Raw genomic sequence first — 17,512 nt, forward strand, 5'->3', positions numbered from 1 at the left:
GAAAAATGAAAAGAGCACTGTTGATTTTGGCGATATTCTTAGGCGGGGCCTTGACGGCCTTCGCCGGGGAGCGGGATGATCTCACCTATCTGGATGAATTATACAGCCAGAAAAAATTCTCCCTCGCCATCGAGGAATCCAACAAGTTTATCTCGGCGTATCCGAAGTCCAGGTACATCCCGAGGGTGGCCGAGCGCCTCGCGAAAACCTATTTCCTCGAAGGGGATTACGCCAACGCGGCAAAATTTTTCAAGCTTACCGCCGATACCAACAAAAAACAATCGGACGACGAGCTCAATTATTACCTCATGCGCGCCTACGCCGCCATGGGCAATAAAAAAGAAAGCGACTATTACCAGCTTTTGATCGGACGGTCCAGCGAATATTACCAGCGCGGGGTCTACGAGGTCGGCATGGAATATATCGCCCGGGAGAATTATTCCGCCGCCGCGGGCAAACTCGAAGAACTGGTATTGAGCGGCGGAAAATACAAAAACGACGCGCTTTTGGGCCTTGCTCTGATGGACTACAACTCGAAAAAATACGACGCCGCGGCCGGGCGCCTGAATCAACTGGGCCAGATCAAGCAGAACGACAAGAATTTTGCCGTTGTCAACTATCTCCTCGGCAGCGTTGCCGCCAAAACGAACAAGAAAACCCAGGCCATGGAATACTTCAAGGCCGTAACCGATAAAGACGCGACGTCCACCTACGGCAAGCGCTCCCTCGTCTCGCTGGCGGAGCTCTATATGGAAGCCAATCGCACGGCCGACGTCGAAAAACTTCTGGGCGCGGTCCAGAGCGACAAAGAAAAAAACGAGATCTATGTGATGCTGGGCGACGGCGCCGCCGACAGCAAAAATTACGCCAAGGCCGTCTCTTATTATCAGAAAAATACCGATCCGAAAAACCTGCAGGCCATCTACGGCCTGGGCTATTCCTACTATCGGCAGGGGCAGTACGCCGAGGCGCGCAAGCAGTTTGACAAACTGGCGAATACCTCTTATTACGCGCGTTCCCTGTTTTACAGCTTCAACTGCGATTTCAAGCTCAAGGACTACAAGCGGATCCTTGAAAAGCGCAACGTCCTCGATAAGGTGAAACTCTCCCAGGACGACGCCGCCAACATCCGGGAGATCATCGCCAACGCCGCCTACGAGACCGGCGACATGGCTCTCGCCAATACCTATTACCGCGATATCTACGGAAAGAATCAGTCCGCGGAAAATTTGTACAAAGTCATCGTCGTGGCCGCGAAAAACGGTGATATTCCGTCCCTCGAAAAGGCTTTCGGGGATTATGTCAAGGCCTGGCCCGACGACGCGGTCTACCGGACGCGGATCTACAACGCCATGGGGACGACCTATTACGACAAAAACCGGATCAACGACGCCATCGACATTTACAAGCAGTATCTCGAAAAAGGCGAAGATCCCACGATCCTTGAAAATCTCAAGGCCATGCTCCTCAATACAAAGCGCTACGGCGAACTGTTGACCTATCTCGAAAAAAGTCCCGTTACGGCCGAAAACAATTATCTGAAAGGCATCGCGGCCCTGGGTCTTGCCGACTACGACAAGGCGAAGAAGAGCTTCGACCTCGTGATCGCCGACGGCGCGGCCGACCCGGAACTTTCCGCCAAGGCCAAATTGGGGAAAGTCCGGACGGATTTTCTCAACGGAAAATATCAGGATACGATCAAGGACGGCGACGCCTATCTGACGCTGAAGGACGCTCCCGACAAGGAGGAGGTTTTGGACAAAATCGGCATCAGCTGGTTCCGCCTCGACAATTTCGCCAAGAGCCGCGAGACCTACGAGAAGCTCGCGGGGAACCCGCAGTATGACGAATACGCCAATTTCCAGATCGCCGAAAGCTGGTACGGCGAAAAGAACCTGCAAAAAGCCAGAGAGAGCTACAAGGCCGTTTACGACCGCTTCCCGAACGGAGAATATTCGGAAAAAGCCTATTACTGGTATCTCAATACGCTTGCCAATATGGGGGACATGTCCGCCTTTGATCGGGACAAGGGTCTCTTCCTCGAAAAATACCCCAAAAGCCAGATGCGGGACAACATCCTGATGCTTTCCGGCGCGGTTTATGAGACCATGAAGGATAACGAAAAGGCCGTCGAGTATTATCAGAACCTCTATGACAGCTCAAAAAATGAGAACATCAAGGCCAACGCCGCCGAGAGGATCATGGAGATTCTCCTGATCAACAACAAAGTGGAGGACGCGAAAAAATTTGTCGTCAAGATGCCCGAAGGGGAAATGAAGATGTATTACAGCTCCATCATCTATGAGAAGGACGGCAACGAGGACGCGGCCCTCAAGGAATACGAAAAACTCAAGAGTTCACCCAAATACGGCGATTACGCCTATCTCAATTCCGGCACCTATTATTTCGCGAAAAAAGATTTCGCCAAGGCCAGAGAGAACTATCAGAAATCCCTCGATATGGAAAAAAGCAAATACAAGGACCTCGCCACGTTTCAGCTGGCCGCGTGCGACGAGATGGAAGGGAATTGGGAACAGGCCTACCGGGGCTACACAAAATGCTACGTGCTCTATCTCGGCAAATATTACCAGGTTGCCAAGATCAAAGCGGGACAGATGGCGGAAAAGACCGGAAAATTGCAGGAAGCAATCAATATTTATAAAGAGTTGTACCAAATGGGAGACGCGTTGTCGTACAAGGAATTTGTCACAGAGCGTATGGTTTATTATTCCATCAAGTCCAACCGGAAAGATGAGGCCCGGAAGTACAATACGGAACTGGCCAGACTCAACCAGGGCCTTGCGGACAAATATGCCGAGATCATCAAATAACGGTTTGACCATCAGAATCAAGGAGGCAGAAAATGAAAAAAATTGCGTTGGGTCTGTTGCTTGTGTTTTCCCTTTGCGCGTCCGGCGCCCGTGAAGTGGTGCTCGATAAAGAAGTGGTGGGCGTGAATAAGGCCCAGCTCGATCAGAAGAAAATTTCCGCGGAGAATATCACGATAGAGGAAGAAATCGACGAAGAGGAAACGGGCGAATTCGTCAGCAGCGCCAGAGCCGGGGGAGAGGAACAGATCAAAGTGGCCGAGCAGGACAAGAGCCGGCTGACCCGGGAAGTGTCGACGGTTCCCAAAAAGGAGAAGAAGCGGGGCGGCGCGATCAAATGGATCCTCGGCGCTATCGGCGTTACGGCGGCCCTCGTCGTGGCCTTGTAAGTATGACAAAAAGCACTTGATGAAGGAGAGAACTGTATGTATTGGCTGAAGAGCGGTGGAATTTTAATGTATTTTATCGTCGCCATGTCCGTGATCGGTTTCGCGGTGATCATTGAGCGACTGATCTATTTCGGCATCCGGGAACGGCACAACAACGGAGAGATCACGCCCGCCGTCAAAAAAAGCATCGAAGGCGGCAACATCAAAGAAGCCGTTCTGGCCCTGGACAAGGAAAAAAGCTCCAGTTCGCGGGTACTCTGCGACGTGCTGATCTATTACTACAAAACGAAAAGCGCCAATGTGATTTCCCTGGAAGAGAAGGCCAAAGAAAGCGCGATGGCGAGACTTCCGATGATCGAGCGCAACATGTGGCTGCTGTCCCTCGTGGCAAACGCGACGCCGCTCCTGGGGCTCCTCGGTACGGTAACGGGCATGATCAAAACCTTCCACGCCGTATCCATTTACGGAACCGGAGACGCGTCCGTCCTCGCGGCGGGGATCTCCGAAGCGCTCATTACCACGGCGGCCGGATTGATCGCCGCCATACCCGCTCTCTTCTTCTACAATTATTTCAACCGGAAAATAGATGAGACCGTCAGCCATATCGAGAAAAACTCGACAGAATTGATCAATTTATTCCGCTGACCGCGGAAAAACACGGAGTGAATCATGAAAATCGAACGATTGCGCAAGCGAAAAGGGGAATTGATCCTCAATATTACGCCGCTCATCGACGTTGTCTTTCTGCTTTTGATCTTTTTCCTCGTGGCGACGACCTTTGAGGATTTCAGCAGCGGCATCAGCATCGACCTGCCACAGTCCACGGTCCGGGAGATACAGGACATCAGCGGCATCCAGGTCTTGATCGCCGCCAACAAAGAGCTTGTCCTCAATTATAAAGAGGGCGCGAAGATTGTCCAGCTCAAAGTCAACAAAAACCGGCTCAAGGACGAAGTGAAAAACCGGCTCGCCATGAGCGCCAAAAAAAACGTACTGATCAGCGCCGACAAAAAGACCGACTACGGTTTTTTGATAGACGTCATGACCCTCGTCAAAGAAGCGGGAGCGACTTCGCTGGATCTGGATACCGCCGAGCAGAAGTGACGCTCAGGTTTCCGTTACGGGCAATAAGGGGATGAACGCCATGAAGTTAGTAGATTGTTTCAGCTATATCCTGTCGTTGGCCGTCAATATCGCGATCCTTTTTGTGATCCCCCAGATCACGACGAAGACCGTGACGGACAAGACCATAAAAGTAGGCCTCGTGGCCTATGAGGATACGACAAAAGTCCAGGTCAAGACCAAGGGCGAGGCCAAAAAAAACACGAGCCGCAGCAATATTTCCAATCAAACAAAAAACGAAAACAAGGTGGAAACCGAAACGGCGGCCGCTCTGAAAAAAGAAGAAGCCCTGAAGAAAATCAATGAAAGCGCGAAAAAGCCCGAGATCAACGTCCTCGCCAGCGAGGCCGGCAAGCGGGAAAGCGGCTATCCCGGCATTGCGGCGGGAATCCGGGAAAAAGACCTTTCGGAGGGGATCGCGGTCAACGCCGAGGATCTGGCCATACAGAAGACAAACCCCGGAGACCTTACGGAAATTCGGGAACGGGAAGAAAAACTGCGCATAGAGTCGCCTGACGTCATCGCCATCAATACGGAAGTCGGAAACGACATCACCTTTGACCGGATCCTTGAGGAGGAAGAGGAGACCATCGGTCTTCCCGGAGGCTACCGGCTGGGGACCGTGGACGGCGACGTCGTGGCCCGCTGGGATGACGGCAACAAGGAGCCGGTTTATCCCGAAAGCGCCCAGCTCAGGGGTATGCACGGCACGGTGCGCATCCGGGTGACCATCGATGAAAACGGCAATATCACGAGATTTGTCATGGAAAAAGGCAGCGGCGTCCCCGAGATCAATCAGGCCATCGAGGAAGTGGGGCGGACCTGGAAGATCTACCTCAGCAAAAGGGGCCTCAACGTGCAGGGCGACGTCATTCTTGACTACAATTTTACCTTGCGGGGATACAATTAGAAAGGAGCGGCGCAAAGAAAAACAAAGCCGTTGAACATGAAAAACGCGTGAAGGTCCCGGGATCTTCCGTGAAAGTGGAGGGGAAAACCGTGAATCTATTGGGTTTCAGAGTTTATGGCGCGTTACGGAGCCAATTGGAGGGGAATGTCGAAAACGAGTTGACGTTTACGGAACACGAGGATGATTTTTTGCGCTACGCAAAATCCAAGCGCTATGAGGCCATCTTGCTGGAGGAAACGACCTTCCAGAAGGACAACCTCCTGGCTTTGATCCGTCTCGTCAAAAATCTGCAACGAAACGCCGTGATTATCATATTCGGCGAGACGTCAAACCTGGAACTCATCGCGGGTTGCATCAAAGCGGGCGCTTACGACTATATCCTGATCCCGGAAGAGGCCGCCAACGTGATCCGCATCATCGAAAAATCCGTCAAAGACAGAAAATTGCTGGCTGAAAAGATTTCCCGCAGCAAGATCACCGGCGGGACGCTGATCGGGCAGAGCAAAGAAATCGTGGAAATGTACAAGATGATCGGCAAGGTGGCCAGTATTCGTCTGCCGGTTTTGGTGTCGGGCGAAAAAGGGACCGGGAAAGCCAGCGTGGCCAAGGCCATCCACCGCTTTACGGATTCGGCTGACGACGTTTTTATCAGCATCAACTGTCTTTCCTTTCCCATGGATCTTCTGGAACGCAGACTTTTCGGATATGAGACCGGCGCCTTCAAAGAGGTGCTGCTCCCGCAGATGGGGGATCTTGAAAAGGCCAACGGAGGGACGCTTCATCTGGGGAATATTGAGGCCCTGACACTGGATTTGCAGTCAAAATTGCTCTATTTTCTCGAAGAGGGAAAATTCTGCCGCATGGGCGGTATAGAAGACATTTCCTCCGACGTGCGGATCATCGCGACGACGAGCGAAAATATCGAGGAAATGATCAGCCAGGGGAAATTCATCGATGAATTGTATCGAAAATTGAAAATTCTCGAAGTGAATATCCCGCCGCTCAGAGACAGAATCGGCGATATTCCGCTGATCATCGACAATTTCCTGACCGAATGTAACGAAGCCATGAGCAAGAACATCAAAGGGGTCAGCAAACCGGCCTTAAGCCGCATCTTGCGCTATGAGTGGCCCGGAAACGTCAACGAGCTCAAGGGCGCGATCAAGTCGGCGGTCGCTCTCTGCCGGGGCAATTCCATCCTCGTGGAAGATCTGCCGGGGACGGTATTGGGGACAAAAATCGTAAAGAAAAAAGGGGACGGGCAGAATTCCGTCCTCAAAGAGTGGGTGAAAAACGAGATTTTTGTCAATCGGGGCAGCAGCCGGAACAATTACTATTCCAATGTGATTTCCAAAGTCGAAAAAGAGCTGATCAGACAGGCGCTGGAAATGACAAACGGGAAAAAGGTGGAAACCGCCGAACTTTTGGGTATTACGAGAAACACCCTGCGGACGAAGATGAACGCCTACGGACTCGAATAACAAGGCGCTTCTGCGATTCACCCGTTTTTTATGACAACAAGCTCATAGGCCCTCGTTCCGAGGCCTATTTTTTCGCCATGCGCCAGGCAGGTCCGCCACTCGGACTCTTGAGAGGTATTCACAAAATGATCGTGATGATCGACGAAATCGCGCGCGGCCATATTGTCAGAAAGGACGGCGTTGGGCAAAGGCGCCGTCTTGAGGCAGGCGTCGGCGCAGGCCTGATCGAGCGCCAGCGGATCAAAGGAGGCGAACATTCCGATATCGGGGAGAATCGGCGCGTCATTTTCCGGATGGCAGTCACAGTAGGGCGAAATATCCAAAACCAGCGAAATATGAAAATTGGGTCTGCCGTCCACGACGGCCTTGCAGTATTCGGCCATGCGGCAGTTCAAAAGCGCCGAGGCGTTGTCGTTTTCGAAGGAAATAGCGTCAAAATTACAGGCGCCCAGGCATCTGCCGCAGCCCACGCAATTTTCCTTGACGACGGTCATGATTTTTTTCGCCTCATCAAAGAAAAGTCCGCCGTTTGCGCATTCGGGATAGCATTTGCGACAGCCCCGGCAGCTTTCGGGATCGATATCGGGTTTCCCGCTGCTGTGCTGGTCTTTTTTTCCTGCCCGGGACCCGCAACCCATGCCGATATTCTTGATGGCGCCGCCGAAGCCGGTCATTTCGTGTCCTTTAAAATGCGTGAGACTGATGAAGACATCGGCGTCCATGACGGCCCGGCCGATCCTCGCTTCTTTGACATACTCGCCGCCCGCGACGGGAACGGCCACGTCATCGGTCCCTTTGAGCCCGTCGCCGATCAGAATCGGGCAACCGACGGTCATGGCGGTAAATCCGTTTTCCCAGGCGCATTGGAGATGTTCCAGCGCGTTTTTTCTGCTCCCCGGGTACATCGTGTTGCAATCGGTCAAAAAGGGCTTCCCCCCCAACGCTTTCACGACCTCAACGACGGCTCTGGCGTAATTGGGCCGCAGGAAGCTGATATTCCCCATTTCCCCGAAATGCATCTTGATCGCGACAAATTTCCCGTCCATATCTATCTTACCGATCCCCGCCGCTTTGATGAGCTTTTGCAGCTTTACCGGCAAACCGTCGCCGAAGGCGATGGTCCGAAAATCCGTAAAATAAACTTTGGCCTTTTCCATGCAAGATTCCCCCTTCGTGACATAAAGTCACAGATTATGGCCATATTATACCAAGGAATCCGTCCGCTGTCCACCGATTTTTACCGATTATCCGGGTAAATTTTGCGCGAATCCCGAAAAATATAAACCGCCCGCGGGGTTTATATCTTGCGAAAAAGACGCGGATTTGCTATAATTGGGAAAGAAGGTGAGCGCATGGAATTTTATCAGAAAATGGACAAGCTGCGAATCGCGCAGACAAATAAATACAATGTTTTCCGCTGCCTGATCCGAAACGGGCCCATCAACCGGGCGGCCATAGCGAGAATGACCAATTTGAGCATCCCTACGGTCATGACCATTACGGCGGAGCTGCTGGACAAGGGCGTCATCCGGTCCATCGGCAAGGGAGAATCGTCGGGCGGGAAGCCGCCGGAAATGCTTGAACTGGATCCCCGTTGCTTTTATTGCGTAGGGGTCGACGTCGGACGGACGACCATCCGTCTGATCGCGACGGACGCGGCCTCAGGGCAGGTGGCGGAGCTGCAGGAGTTGACGGGGAACCCGTTGCCGGCCCGGGACTTTATCTCGCGAATCGGGGATCTCGTGCTGAATCTCATGGAAAAGGGGCGTATCGCCCCGGAAAAGATCGTCGGGATCGGCGTCGCCATGCCGGGTCTGATCGAAAAAGAGAGCGGCAGGGTCATTTTTTCGCCGGATTTTGAATGGACGGAAATTCCGCTGAAGCACTGGCTCAAAGATAAACTCCCCTTTACGATTCTCGTCGAAAACGCCAACCGGGCCCTTGCCTTGAATGAAAGTTATTTCGCCGGAGACGGGGAACCGACCCATACGGCCTTTACGGTCAATCTCGGGCACGGAATCGGCGCTGGCCTTGTCCTGGGGGAGGAACTTTACATGGGCGCCGGCGGCACATCGGGCGAGATCGGACACATCATTGTGGAGCAGGGGGGGCCTCTTTGCATGTGCGGAAACAGAGGCTGTCTCGAGGCCGTGGCTTCGGGCGACGCCATCGCGAAAAAAGGGCGGGCCGCCATAGAAAAAGGCGAAGCGGAGGGGATTTACGCGCTCTGCGGCGGAAGAGGAGAAGAGATTGAGGCGAAAACAGTCTTTATGGCTTCGGAGCGGGGCGACCAGGCGGCCATGAAAATAATTGATGACGCCGCCGAATACATCGGGATCGGTCTCTCCATGGCAATCAACGTCCTTGACCCCGACAGACTGGTCCTCTGCGGCGGTCTCATGCGAAACGACGCCTCGTTTTTCGAGAAAATCAAGGCGAGCATAGAGAAACACAAAATGAAGCAAACCGGACGCCAATTGGTCATAACGCGTGGCATCAAAGGGGAAAACAGCACGGCCGCCGGCGTGTGCCGCCTGCTCCTCAATACGCTCTGGCGGGAGCGGAGTCTGCCGATCTAAGGGAAAAAATAAAGGGCATGGCGCGCCATGCCCTTTGGAATTCTACCCCTTCACCTCGTAGACCCAGCCGTAGGGATCGGGAATATCGCCGTATTGGATCCCCGTCAGATAATCATAGAGCTTTTTCGTAAGAGCGCCGGTCTTGAAGTCGTTGACCGTAATCGTATCGCCCTTGTAGCGCAGCGATCCGATCGGCGAAATAATGGCGGCGGTCCCTGTTCCGAAGGCTTCTTCCAACGCCCCGGTCTTTCCCGCTTCCATGAGGGCGTCAATGGCAAGGGGTTCCTCCCGGACCGTAAGGCCCCAGTCCCGGAGAATCTTGAGGCAACTGTCCCGGGTTACGCCCGGAAGAATGTTGCCGTCCAGGGGGGCCGTCCAGATTTCTCCGCCGATCTTGAACATGACGTTCATGGTGCCCACTTCCTCCACGTATTTGCGCTCGACGCCGTCCAGCCAGAGCACTTGGGTAAAGCCTTCCTTTTCGGCCTTTTTCTGGGCAATCAGCGAAGCCGCGTAGTTGCCTCCGCATTTGGTAAAGCCCGTGCCGCCCCGCGCCGCCCGGGTATATTCTTCTTCCACGTAGATTTTGACAGGATTGATCCCTTCTTTATAATAGGTTCCCACAGGGGTCAAAACGATCATAAATTTGTAGGCGCTCCCGATGTGAGGCGCGATGTCGGGATTGCAGGCAAACATAAAGGGCCGGACATAGAGAGACGTTCCCGGTAGTTTGGGGATCCAGTCCTTTTCGAAGGCTACGAGATCGTTGACGGCCTGGATAAACATATCCACGGGTAGTTCGGGCATACAGAGCCTGTCGCAGGAGCGGGCCATCCGTTTCCCGTTCATCTCGGGGCGGAACAGGAGCACCCGACCGTCTTTGGCCCTGTAGGCCTTCATTCCCTCAAATACTTCCTGAGCGTAATGCAAAACGAGGGCCACGGGATTCATGGGGACGGGCCCGAAAGGCACGATGGCGCCGTTGTGCCAGCCTTTTTCCGTCGTGTAGTCCATGGTAAACATGTGATCCGTGTAGTACTTTCCGAAGCCCAGATCGTTCCAATCGGGTTTCTCCTTCAATTGCTGCGCTTTTGTAACGTTGATGTTCATACAACCTCCTAAAAAAAAATTGACAACCGCTCAGGTTGTCAGATTTGTGTGAATCGCTTTTATCGTGAACCGCCGATACCAGGCGGCTTGTTGCCGTTTGATGCTTCTTTTGGGGAAAATGGTCTGAAACCTTTTCACAGGGGCGCGCTATAAAATTGTGATGGCTCCGAGGAGCACCACGACACTAGCGACAAATCCTGTGAAAATTCCGGACATAATTCAAGCCTCACTGAACGAAAAAATGATTTCAGTAATCATAGCATATTTTTTTGTCTTTTGCAAGAGTTTTTTTGATCGTGAAATTTTACTTGACAAAGATCTGTTTACGGGCTATAATGCCTTAAAATAAATGGAAAGGCGTGCGGAATGAAAATATACACGATCGGATTCACGAAAAAAAGCGCCGAGAACTTTTTTTCAGTCCTTGAGGAACAGCACATAGAAGCGCTTGTAGATATTCGCTTGAACAATACGTCTCAACTGGCCGGCTTTTCCAGATACCCGGATTTGCCTTATTTTTTGGAAAAGATCATTCATGTCCGCTATATACAGGATCCTGATTTTGCCCCTTCGAAAGAGATGTTGCGACGATTCAGAGAGGGCGACATCAATTGGGACGCATATACTTTGGCTTATCAAAAGCTGTTGGAAGAGCGGAACATAAAAGATCACATTCAAGAAAAATACAGAGATTTCCTTGACAAGAACATATGCCTGTTGTGCAGTGAGGACAAAGCAGATCACTGTCACCGGTCTTTGGCGGCGCAGGAAATCAAAAAACAACTAGGCGGTGAAATTATCAATCTTTAAATTCAGGGGGTAGAGACAATGAAAAAAGAGGTAATTGTTCTTACAAAATCGGTGAAATATGGCGGATATTGTCTGGCTGGCATTGATGCGCGCACAGGGGATTGGATTCGAATTCTGTCAAATAACAAGAAGACCAAAGGCGCCGTTCCTCCTGAACGGATTTGTTATCCGAACGGAACAGAAATATCCGTTTATGACATTATCTCTGTTGATTTTGCAAAGCACGTTCCGACAAGAGTGCAGCCGGAGAATTGGTTGTACGATGAAAGCGCGATCTGGGAAAAAACGGGACAGAGCAATCTGAAAGAGGTCCTGAAACTGCATGATTACGATAACCCGGATTGCATTTTCGGCAATACGGATTACAGGCTACAACAAAATTGGGCGTTTTCAGGAGAGCCCTCCCTCCTTTTACTGAAGGTGCATAAACCCATCATTACGGTAAAGACCTTTGAACAGGGTGCGGATCCGCAGATTACCATGAGTTTCGTTTACAGGCATAAATACTATAAGTTTATCCGGATAACGCAAAAGTCTTTGAAAGAAGCCTTCGGTTCCAAAGAAGACGCCGATTATCCGTTGTTGCCAAATATAATGGTTTTCAGCTTGGCTGATCAGTACGCCCGTGACGGCTATTACTACAAGCTGGTGGCCCAGATTCTGGAATAGGAGTAAAGATGAACGACAAAACAGTTTTTTCTATCGGGCATTCGCAGCATGAACCTGAATATTTTCTGCAACTGCTGAAACAACATGAAATCAACTACGTGATTGATGTGCGGAGCCATCCTTATTCCGAATTTGCCCAAAACTATAACCGGGAGAACTTAAAACGGTTTCTGGAAGAAAATGGCGTGCATTATTACTTTATGGGAGACTATTTCGGAGCGAGACGTCCTGAGAAAAAACTCTATACAAGTGAGGGATATCTCGATTTTGATAAGGTCAGACAAGATGAAAAATTCAGTCAAGGAAAGAACAACGTCATAAAAGGAATTGAAAACGGGAACCGGATCGCTTTCATGTGTGTAGAAAAGGATCCGTTAGACTGTCACAGGGCTATCCTTGTCACGAAATCTTTTCATGATGCAGGAATAAACGTGCGACACATTCTGTCCGACGGCTCTGTTCAGACACAGGAAGAACTGGAAAACAGACTACTCGGAAAGTATTTTCCCAAGCGACAGCAGAAAAGTTTGTTTGACGAAAATAATCTGTCAGAGGAGCAGTACCTAATCAATGCTTACAAAAGGCAAAATAAAGAGATTGGGTATTCGATGGACGCGGAAATGGAAAAGAGAATCGGATAATCACCAATTGCCCCATTTACAGACAAATAAAAATCCCGGAAATTTCCGGGATTTTTTATATTTTGGAGGTAAATGCCTCGATCGCCGCCGCCTCAGGCAGCGCGGGAATCGCCCCTTTAACCATAGTCGTGAGGCTTCCGGCGGCGTTTCCGAAATCCGTTATGGCCGCCAGTTCCGCGGGCTCCATTTGCCGCAGGTCTTCACGGGACTTCTCCCGGAGTTTCCAGAGGATCGCGCCCAGGAAAGCGTCTCCGGCGCCGGTGGTATCCACTGTCTTGACGTCATAGGTCGCCAAATGGCCCGAGCCTTTGGGGCAGCGGTAAAAGGCTCCGTCCGCGCCCAGGGAAACGAGGACCGTGACGGGCCCCATGGCGGAAAGGGCCGCGGCGCCTTTTTCGAAAAGGGCCAGCCGGGCGTCGCGGTCGTCGGCCTTGGCGGGGGGAAGTCCCGTCAAAAGAAGCATTTCCTCTTCGGAGACCTTGAGGATGTCCGCCTGCGGTACGAGCCGCAGGATTTCCCGTCGGGCGCTTTCTTCCGAATCCCATAGAAGCGGCCGGTAATTGGGGTCAAAACTCACGATTTTCCCTTTTGTCCTGGCGTAAGCCACGGCCTCATGAACCGTTTGCCGACAGGGTTCCCCGCTCAGGGATACCGAGCCGAAATGAAAAATCCGGGCCTCATCGATGAGGTCTTTTTTGATTTCCTCGGGAGTCAACAGCAGATCCGCGCCGGGCTTCCGGTAGAAACTGAAAGAGCGGTCGCCGTTTTTGTCGAGATTCACAAAGGCCAGGGTCGTCGGGTATTCCCGGTCCGTCATGAGACCGGAGACGTCGATCCCGGCCGAGACCAGCGTCTCCCGGAGATAGTCTCCGAAGGCGTCTTTCCCGACCTTTCCGATAAAGGCCGTCCGACCCCCCAGTTTCGTAATCATGGCAAGGACATTGGCGGGCGCGCCGCCCGGATTCCGGGCATACAAAGCAATCCCGCGGCTATTGGTTCCGTCGGGCGTAAAATCAATCAAAAGCTCTCCCAAAGCCGTAACATCAAAGCCCAAAAAAATTCCCCCTTGGATAACGAATGTTCAATTCGCTGTTTTCTAAAGCTCAATCATGACCTTCACGATCTCCGGATGCCCTTCGGCCGCGAATTCATAGGCCGCGATGGCGTCATCGAGCTTGTACGTCTTGCTGATGAAGCGTTTGATATCGATTTTTCCCGCTTTGACCAAAGCGATGGCCCGGTCGAAGCAGTTTGTGTAGCGGAAAATGGATTCCACTGTAATGCCGCGGTTGGAGAGCACATTGACGTCCAGGGGAACCGTGCCGTTCATCATGCCCACGAGGATCGCCCGCGCGCCTTTTTTCGCGCAGCGGAAGAAATCCGGATACACTTTCGGGCTGCCCGAGGCTTCGAAGATCACGTCGACCCCTTTGCCCTCGGTCTCTTTGGCGATATAGTCCAGCAGATTGACTTTTTCCGTATTAACCGGAACGATATTCTCGACGGTCCCCGCGAGATCCAGCTTCGCCTGCTTGACGTCGGTGATCCAGACTTTGCTGCAGCCGCCGGCCAGAGCCGAGATCGCGCACATGACGCCGATGGTGCCGCAACCGATGACGAGAGCCGTGTCGCCTGGCTTGATGGCGGCTTTCTTGGCGGCTTCGACGCCGATGGCCAATGGCTCTATCATGGCGCCTTCGGCGGCCGATACCCCTTCGGGCAGTTTAAAGCAAAACTGCGCCGGGTGTACGACGGTCTCGCGCAGGCAGCCGTGTACCGGCGGCGTTGCCCAGAACACCACGTCGGGATCGATGTTGTACATGCCCTCGAGCACTTCCCTGGAGTGGAGATTGGGGATGCCGGGCTCCATGCAGACGAGATCGCCCACTTTCAGGTGTTTTACGTTTTTGCCGACTTCAATGATTTCTCCCGCGGCCTCATGGCCCATAATCATGGGCTCCCGGACGATAAAATCGCCGATGGCCCCCTCGGTGTAATAGTGGATATCGCTGCCGCAGATGCCGCAGGCTTTGATCTTGATCTTAACGTCATCGGGACCCGTGGTTTCCGTAATCGGGTAATCCCGCAGGCTTAATTTTCTCTTTTCTTCCAGAACCAACGCTTTCATGGTGGCGCCTCCTTGTTCAATTCTTTTCAAATGGGCGAAAAATCTTTCGTCCTTACCATTGCGGGTAAAGGCGCGGGGTAATTTTCTCCGCCATTAATATAGACGTTTTTTCTGATGGTTTTGTTACGAAATCGGGTACATGGCTTTAGTCCCCTTCTACTTCTCGCAATACCATCTCGGCCCGCCCGCCGATACCAGGATGATGTTGGAATTTGCCGTAAAATCCCCGGTGCGGATCGCGAATTTCACGGTTTTCGTGAGCTCGTCCCGAAATACCGGATGTTCGAATTCTTCGAGGGGCAGTTCTTCCGTGAAGCAGGCGAGAAAATCTTTCTTTCGGGTGGGACTGACGGCTTCCGTAGCCTTGGAGAGAATGATTTTTTCCACGCTGAAGTGTTTCAACACCGCTTTCAGGACCTCGATGGCCGTAGGGACGTTTTCCTCGAGGGAAAGGTCGATGACTTTCGTGGCGGCCGGGATGGCAAGGCCGGCGTCGGCGATCAGAAGCCTGTCCGTATGGCCCAGTTTCGCCATTTCCGCCGCGATGTCGCGGTTCAGTATACCTGTCTCTGTCATGATGTCCTATCCTCCTTATTTGCGCTCGTAGCAGCGGGTCAAAAGCTCATACATTTCGGGAATCGTGGCGACCCGGGGGTTGTTCTTGTAATCGCCCAGGACCTGACCGCAATCGGCGATCTCACGGATATCGGCCATGGTCACGCCCAGGGATTTGAGATCGATCCAGAGGTCGATTTTTTTGAGGAAGGCGTCGATGGCGCCGCAGGCTTTTTCGGCGGCAACTTCGTCGCTGTCTTTGGCGAGGGTCGCATCGAAAATCCGTCCGACTGTGGCGAACTTCTTGATGGCGGACTTCCATGTAAATCGCGTAAATTCAGGATATTGAACGGCCAAGGCTTGTCCGTGAGTGACGGACGGACAATGTCCGCCGATTTGCATCCCGAGTCCGTGGGGGAGCGTAACCCCCGCCGAGGCGTTTGTGAGGCCGCCCAGCGTATCGGCCCAGGCCATTTGCGAGCGGGCTTCCTTGTCGTTTCCGTCGGCCAGCGCCTTGGGGAGGTATTCGACGATGATCTTGACGGCGTCCAGGGCCAGGGCCTCAATCAAGGGATTGGCGTTTACGGAGAGATAGGCCTCGAAATTGTGACAGAAGGCGTCAAATCCCGTTTGCGCCGTAACGGATTTCGGCATGGAGACCGTGACTTCGGGGTCAACGATGGCGACCCTGGGGAAAATATTCTTATGCCAGATGGCGGATTTGTCTTTTTTGGCGGTGTTGGTAATGACGGAGCAGGGGGTTGTCTGGCTGCCGGTACCGGCCGTGGTGCCGATGGCGATAATGGGCAGCGTTTTTTCGGTGGGCCCCGCCGTATAATGGAGATAGTCCCAAGCGCTGCCGGGATGGGTTGCTTCGACGGCGATGGCTTTGGCCGTATCCATGGAGGAACCGCCGCCCAGGCCGATCACAAGTTCCGCGCCGGATGCTTTGGCGAGTTTCGCGCCCGCGGAGACTTCGACGGTGGTGGGGTTGGGGATGACGCCGTCAAAATGTGCTACTTCAAGGCCCGCGGCGGTCAGGGAGTCTTTGACTTTTTGGTAAAGCGGCGCAACGGCAGGAAATTCCGGTACCGTTACGAGAAGGGCTTTTTTGCCGTATTTGGAGGCAACGGCCCCCGTTTCGCTGACGCGGCCCCATCCGAAGATGATTTCCGTCGGCGCGAAGTAATTGAATGATTTCATACAGAACCTCCCGCAGAGATGATTATGATGAATCCGGATAAAATTTGAGGGCCCCCGGGACAACGTTCCGGGAGCCCCTCAACAGACTATTCTACGTTATTTCTTTTCTTTGATGTAATATTCGTCGGCCTGGTCTTTTGTTACGATGGTAACGCCGGTATCAAGGAAACCGGGAAGCGCCTTGGCGGGCAGCTTGTGGGCCAGGTGATACAGGAATACCTGCGACCAGTAACCCATGTTGTACTGACCTTGCGCAACGGTTCCGTCGATTTCGCCGGTCTTCAACTTGTCCAGAACGGATTTGTCTACGTCAAAGGTCAAAATCTTTACGTTCTTTCCGCTTTCTTTTACGGTTGTCGGAACTACGAAGCCGGAGATTCCGGAAACACAGAAGATTCCCGTGATGTCGCTGTTCGCCTGAAGGGCGGCGGCTACGTTATCGGCGGCTTTTGTCGTGTCTCCGCCGTCATTGACGATGGTCAGTTTCACGTCGGGAGCATTGGCGGCCAGCCAGGCTTTGAAACCGGCAACGCGGGTTTCTTGATTTTCGGATCCGATCGTGTAAACGATGGCGATTGTGCCCTTGTTTCCGATTAACGGCGCCAGGAATTTGGCGGCGGCGATACCGGCGGCTTCATTTCCCGTGGAAATGTAGGACGGTCTCTGGGATGTCGGCGAATCGGAGTCAAAGGTTACGACGGCGATGCCTTGTTTGATGGCGGCGTCAATGGTGTCGGCAAAAGCGGTGGAATCCACGCAGGTGATCGCGATACCCTTGGGCTGTTTGGCGATAACGCCTTCCAGTACGGCAACCTGACCGGAAACGTCGGCGTCGGCCTGTCCCGTATAAATCGCTTTTACGCCGTAGAGTTTTGCGGCGTCTTCCATACCGTCAAAGCAGATCTTCCAGTAGTCAATGCCCGAAAGGAATGTAACCATGTAATATTCTTCCTTGGGATCTCCCACGAGGGGGGATTTGCCTGAAGCAAACAAGCTGCCGCACGCCAGTAATACGAACAATAAAATGCCTGTAAAAAATTTTTTCATAGAACCTCCTTCATCATAATATTCAGTAAGTTTTTATGTA

17 protein-coding genes are annotated in these 17,512 nt (G+C 52.5%); 10 read left to right on the forward strand and 7 right to left on the reverse strand.

Annotated elements, in window-relative coordinates; translation table 11 throughout:
- Positions 1-5 precede the first annotated feature (5 nt).
- The 6 genes from LBQ97_07665 to LBQ97_07690 all read left to right on the forward strand — a co-directional run bounded on the left by LBQ97_07665 (position 6) and on the right by LBQ97_07690 (position 6,730).
- Complete coding sequence (locus tag LBQ97_07665) at positions 6-2,831, forward strand: tetratricopeptide repeat protein (GenBank protein ID MDR1832588.1); 2,826 nt, start codon at positions 6-8, stop codon at positions 2,829-2,831.
- A 32-nt stretch (positions 2,832-2,863) separates the two neighbouring features.
- Positions 2,864-3,217: a hypothetical protein gene (locus LBQ97_07670; GenBank protein MDR1832589.1), complete on the forward strand. Its 354-nt coding sequence runs from the start codon at positions 2,864-2,866 to the stop codon at positions 3,215-3,217.
- A 36-nt stretch (positions 3,218-3,253) separates the two neighbouring features.
- Positions 3,254-3,862: a MotA/TolQ/ExbB proton channel family protein gene (locus LBQ97_07675; GenBank protein ID MDR1832590.1), complete on the forward strand. Its 609-nt coding sequence runs from the start codon at positions 3,254-3,256 to the stop codon at positions 3,860-3,862.
- 24 nt (positions 3,863-3,886) lie between these two features.
- Complete coding sequence (locus LBQ97_07680) at positions 3,887-4,321, forward strand: biopolymer transporter ExbD (GenBank protein MDR1832591.1); 435 nt, start codon at positions 3,887-3,889, stop codon at positions 4,319-4,321.
- Positions 4,322-4,361: 40 nt separating this feature from the next.
- Complete coding sequence (locus LBQ97_07685; protein MDR1832592.1) at positions 4,362-5,249, forward strand: energy transducer TonB; 888 nt, start codon at positions 4,362-4,364, stop codon at positions 5,247-5,249.
- An 89-nt stretch (positions 5,250-5,338) separates the two neighbouring features.
- Entirely contained in the window at positions 5,339-6,730 is a 1,392-nt protein-coding gene (locus LBQ97_07690) for a sigma-54 dependent transcriptional regulator (GenBank protein MDR1832593.1), read from the forward strand.
- Between the two features lie 17 nt (positions 6,731-6,747).
- On the opposite strand, the gene LBQ97_07695 is transcribed toward LBQ97_07690, so the two are convergent.
- Entirely contained in the window at positions 6,748-7,887 is a 1,140-nt protein-coding gene (locus LBQ97_07695; GenBank protein MDR1832594.1) for a DUF362 domain-containing protein, read from the reverse strand.
- 195 nt (positions 7,888-8,082) lie between these two features.
- Between LBQ97_07695 and LBQ97_07700 the strand changes: the two genes are divergently transcribed.
- Entirely contained in the window at positions 8,083-9,309 is a 1,227-nt protein-coding gene (locus tag LBQ97_07700; protein MDR1832595.1) for an ROK family transcriptional regulator, read from the forward strand.
- 42 nt (positions 9,310-9,351) lie between these two features.
- Here the strand turns inward: LBQ97_07700 and LBQ97_07705 are convergent, their stop codons facing one another.
- The gene (locus LBQ97_07705) at positions 9,352-10,419 is read right to left on the reverse strand and encodes a branched-chain amino acid aminotransferase (protein MDR1832596.1); all 1,068 of its coding nucleotides are present in this window, start codon (positions 10,417-10,419) and stop codon (positions 9,352-9,354) included.
- Between the two features lie 366 nt (positions 10,420-10,785).
- Between LBQ97_07705 and LBQ97_07710 the strand changes: the two genes are divergently transcribed.
- The 3 genes from LBQ97_07710 to LBQ97_07720 are packed head-to-tail and all read left to right on the forward strand — an operon-like array spanning position 10,786 to position 12,539.
- Positions 10,786-11,229 (forward strand): DUF488 domain-containing protein, encoded by a 444-nt coding sequence (locus LBQ97_07710; protein MDR1832597.1) that lies wholly within the window; start codon positions 10,786-10,788, stop codon positions 11,227-11,229.
- Positions 11,230-11,247: 18 nt separating this feature from the next.
- Complete coding sequence (locus LBQ97_07715) at positions 11,248-11,898, forward strand: hypothetical protein (protein ID MDR1832598.1); 651 nt, start codon at positions 11,248-11,250, stop codon at positions 11,896-11,898.
- A gap of 8 nt (positions 11,899-11,906) precedes the next feature.
- The gene (locus LBQ97_07720; GenBank protein ID MDR1832599.1) at positions 11,907-12,539 is read left to right on the forward strand and encodes a DUF488 domain-containing protein; all 633 of its coding nucleotides are present in this window, start codon (positions 11,907-11,909) and stop codon (positions 12,537-12,539) included.
- Between the two features lie 55 nt (positions 12,540-12,594).
- Here LBQ97_07720 and LBQ97_07725 read toward each other — a convergent pair whose 3' ends face one another.
- The 5 genes from LBQ97_07725 to LBQ97_07745 form a co-directional block, all read right to left on the reverse strand.
- Positions 12,595-13,593, reverse strand: coding sequence for a carbohydrate kinase (locus LBQ97_07725; GenBank protein ID MDR1832600.1), 999 nt, complete (start codon positions 13,591-13,593; stop codon positions 12,595-12,597).
- Positions 13,594-13,635: 42 nt separating this feature from the next.
- The gene (locus LBQ97_07730; GenBank protein ID MDR1832601.1) at positions 13,636-14,667 is read right to left on the reverse strand and encodes an NAD(P)-dependent alcohol dehydrogenase; all 1,032 of its coding nucleotides are present in this window, start codon (positions 14,665-14,667) and stop codon (positions 13,636-13,638) included.
- Positions 14,668-14,823: 156 nt separating this feature from the next.
- The gene (gene rbsD, locus LBQ97_07735; GenBank protein ID MDR1832602.1) at positions 14,824-15,243 is read right to left on the reverse strand and encodes a D-ribose pyranase; all 420 of its coding nucleotides are present in this window, start codon (positions 15,241-15,243) and stop codon (positions 14,824-14,826) included.
- 15 nt (positions 15,244-15,258) lie between these two features.
- On the reverse strand, positions 15,259-16,425 hold the full coding sequence (locus LBQ97_07740; GenBank protein MDR1832603.1) for an iron-containing alcohol dehydrogenase: 1,167 nt from the start codon (positions 16,423-16,425) through the stop codon (positions 15,259-15,261).
- Positions 16,426-16,521: 96 nt separating this feature from the next.
- A complete protein-coding gene (locus LBQ97_07745) occupies positions 16,522-17,472 on the reverse strand; it encodes a substrate-binding domain-containing protein (protein MDR1832604.1) in 951 nt (316 codons plus the stop codon).
- Positions 17,473-17,512 lie beyond the last annotated feature (40 nt).

This window comes from Fusobacteriaceae bacterium (assembly GCA_031272775.1).
GTDB lineage: Bacteria > Fusobacteriota > Fusobacteriia > Fusobacteriales > Fusobacteriaceae > JAISST01.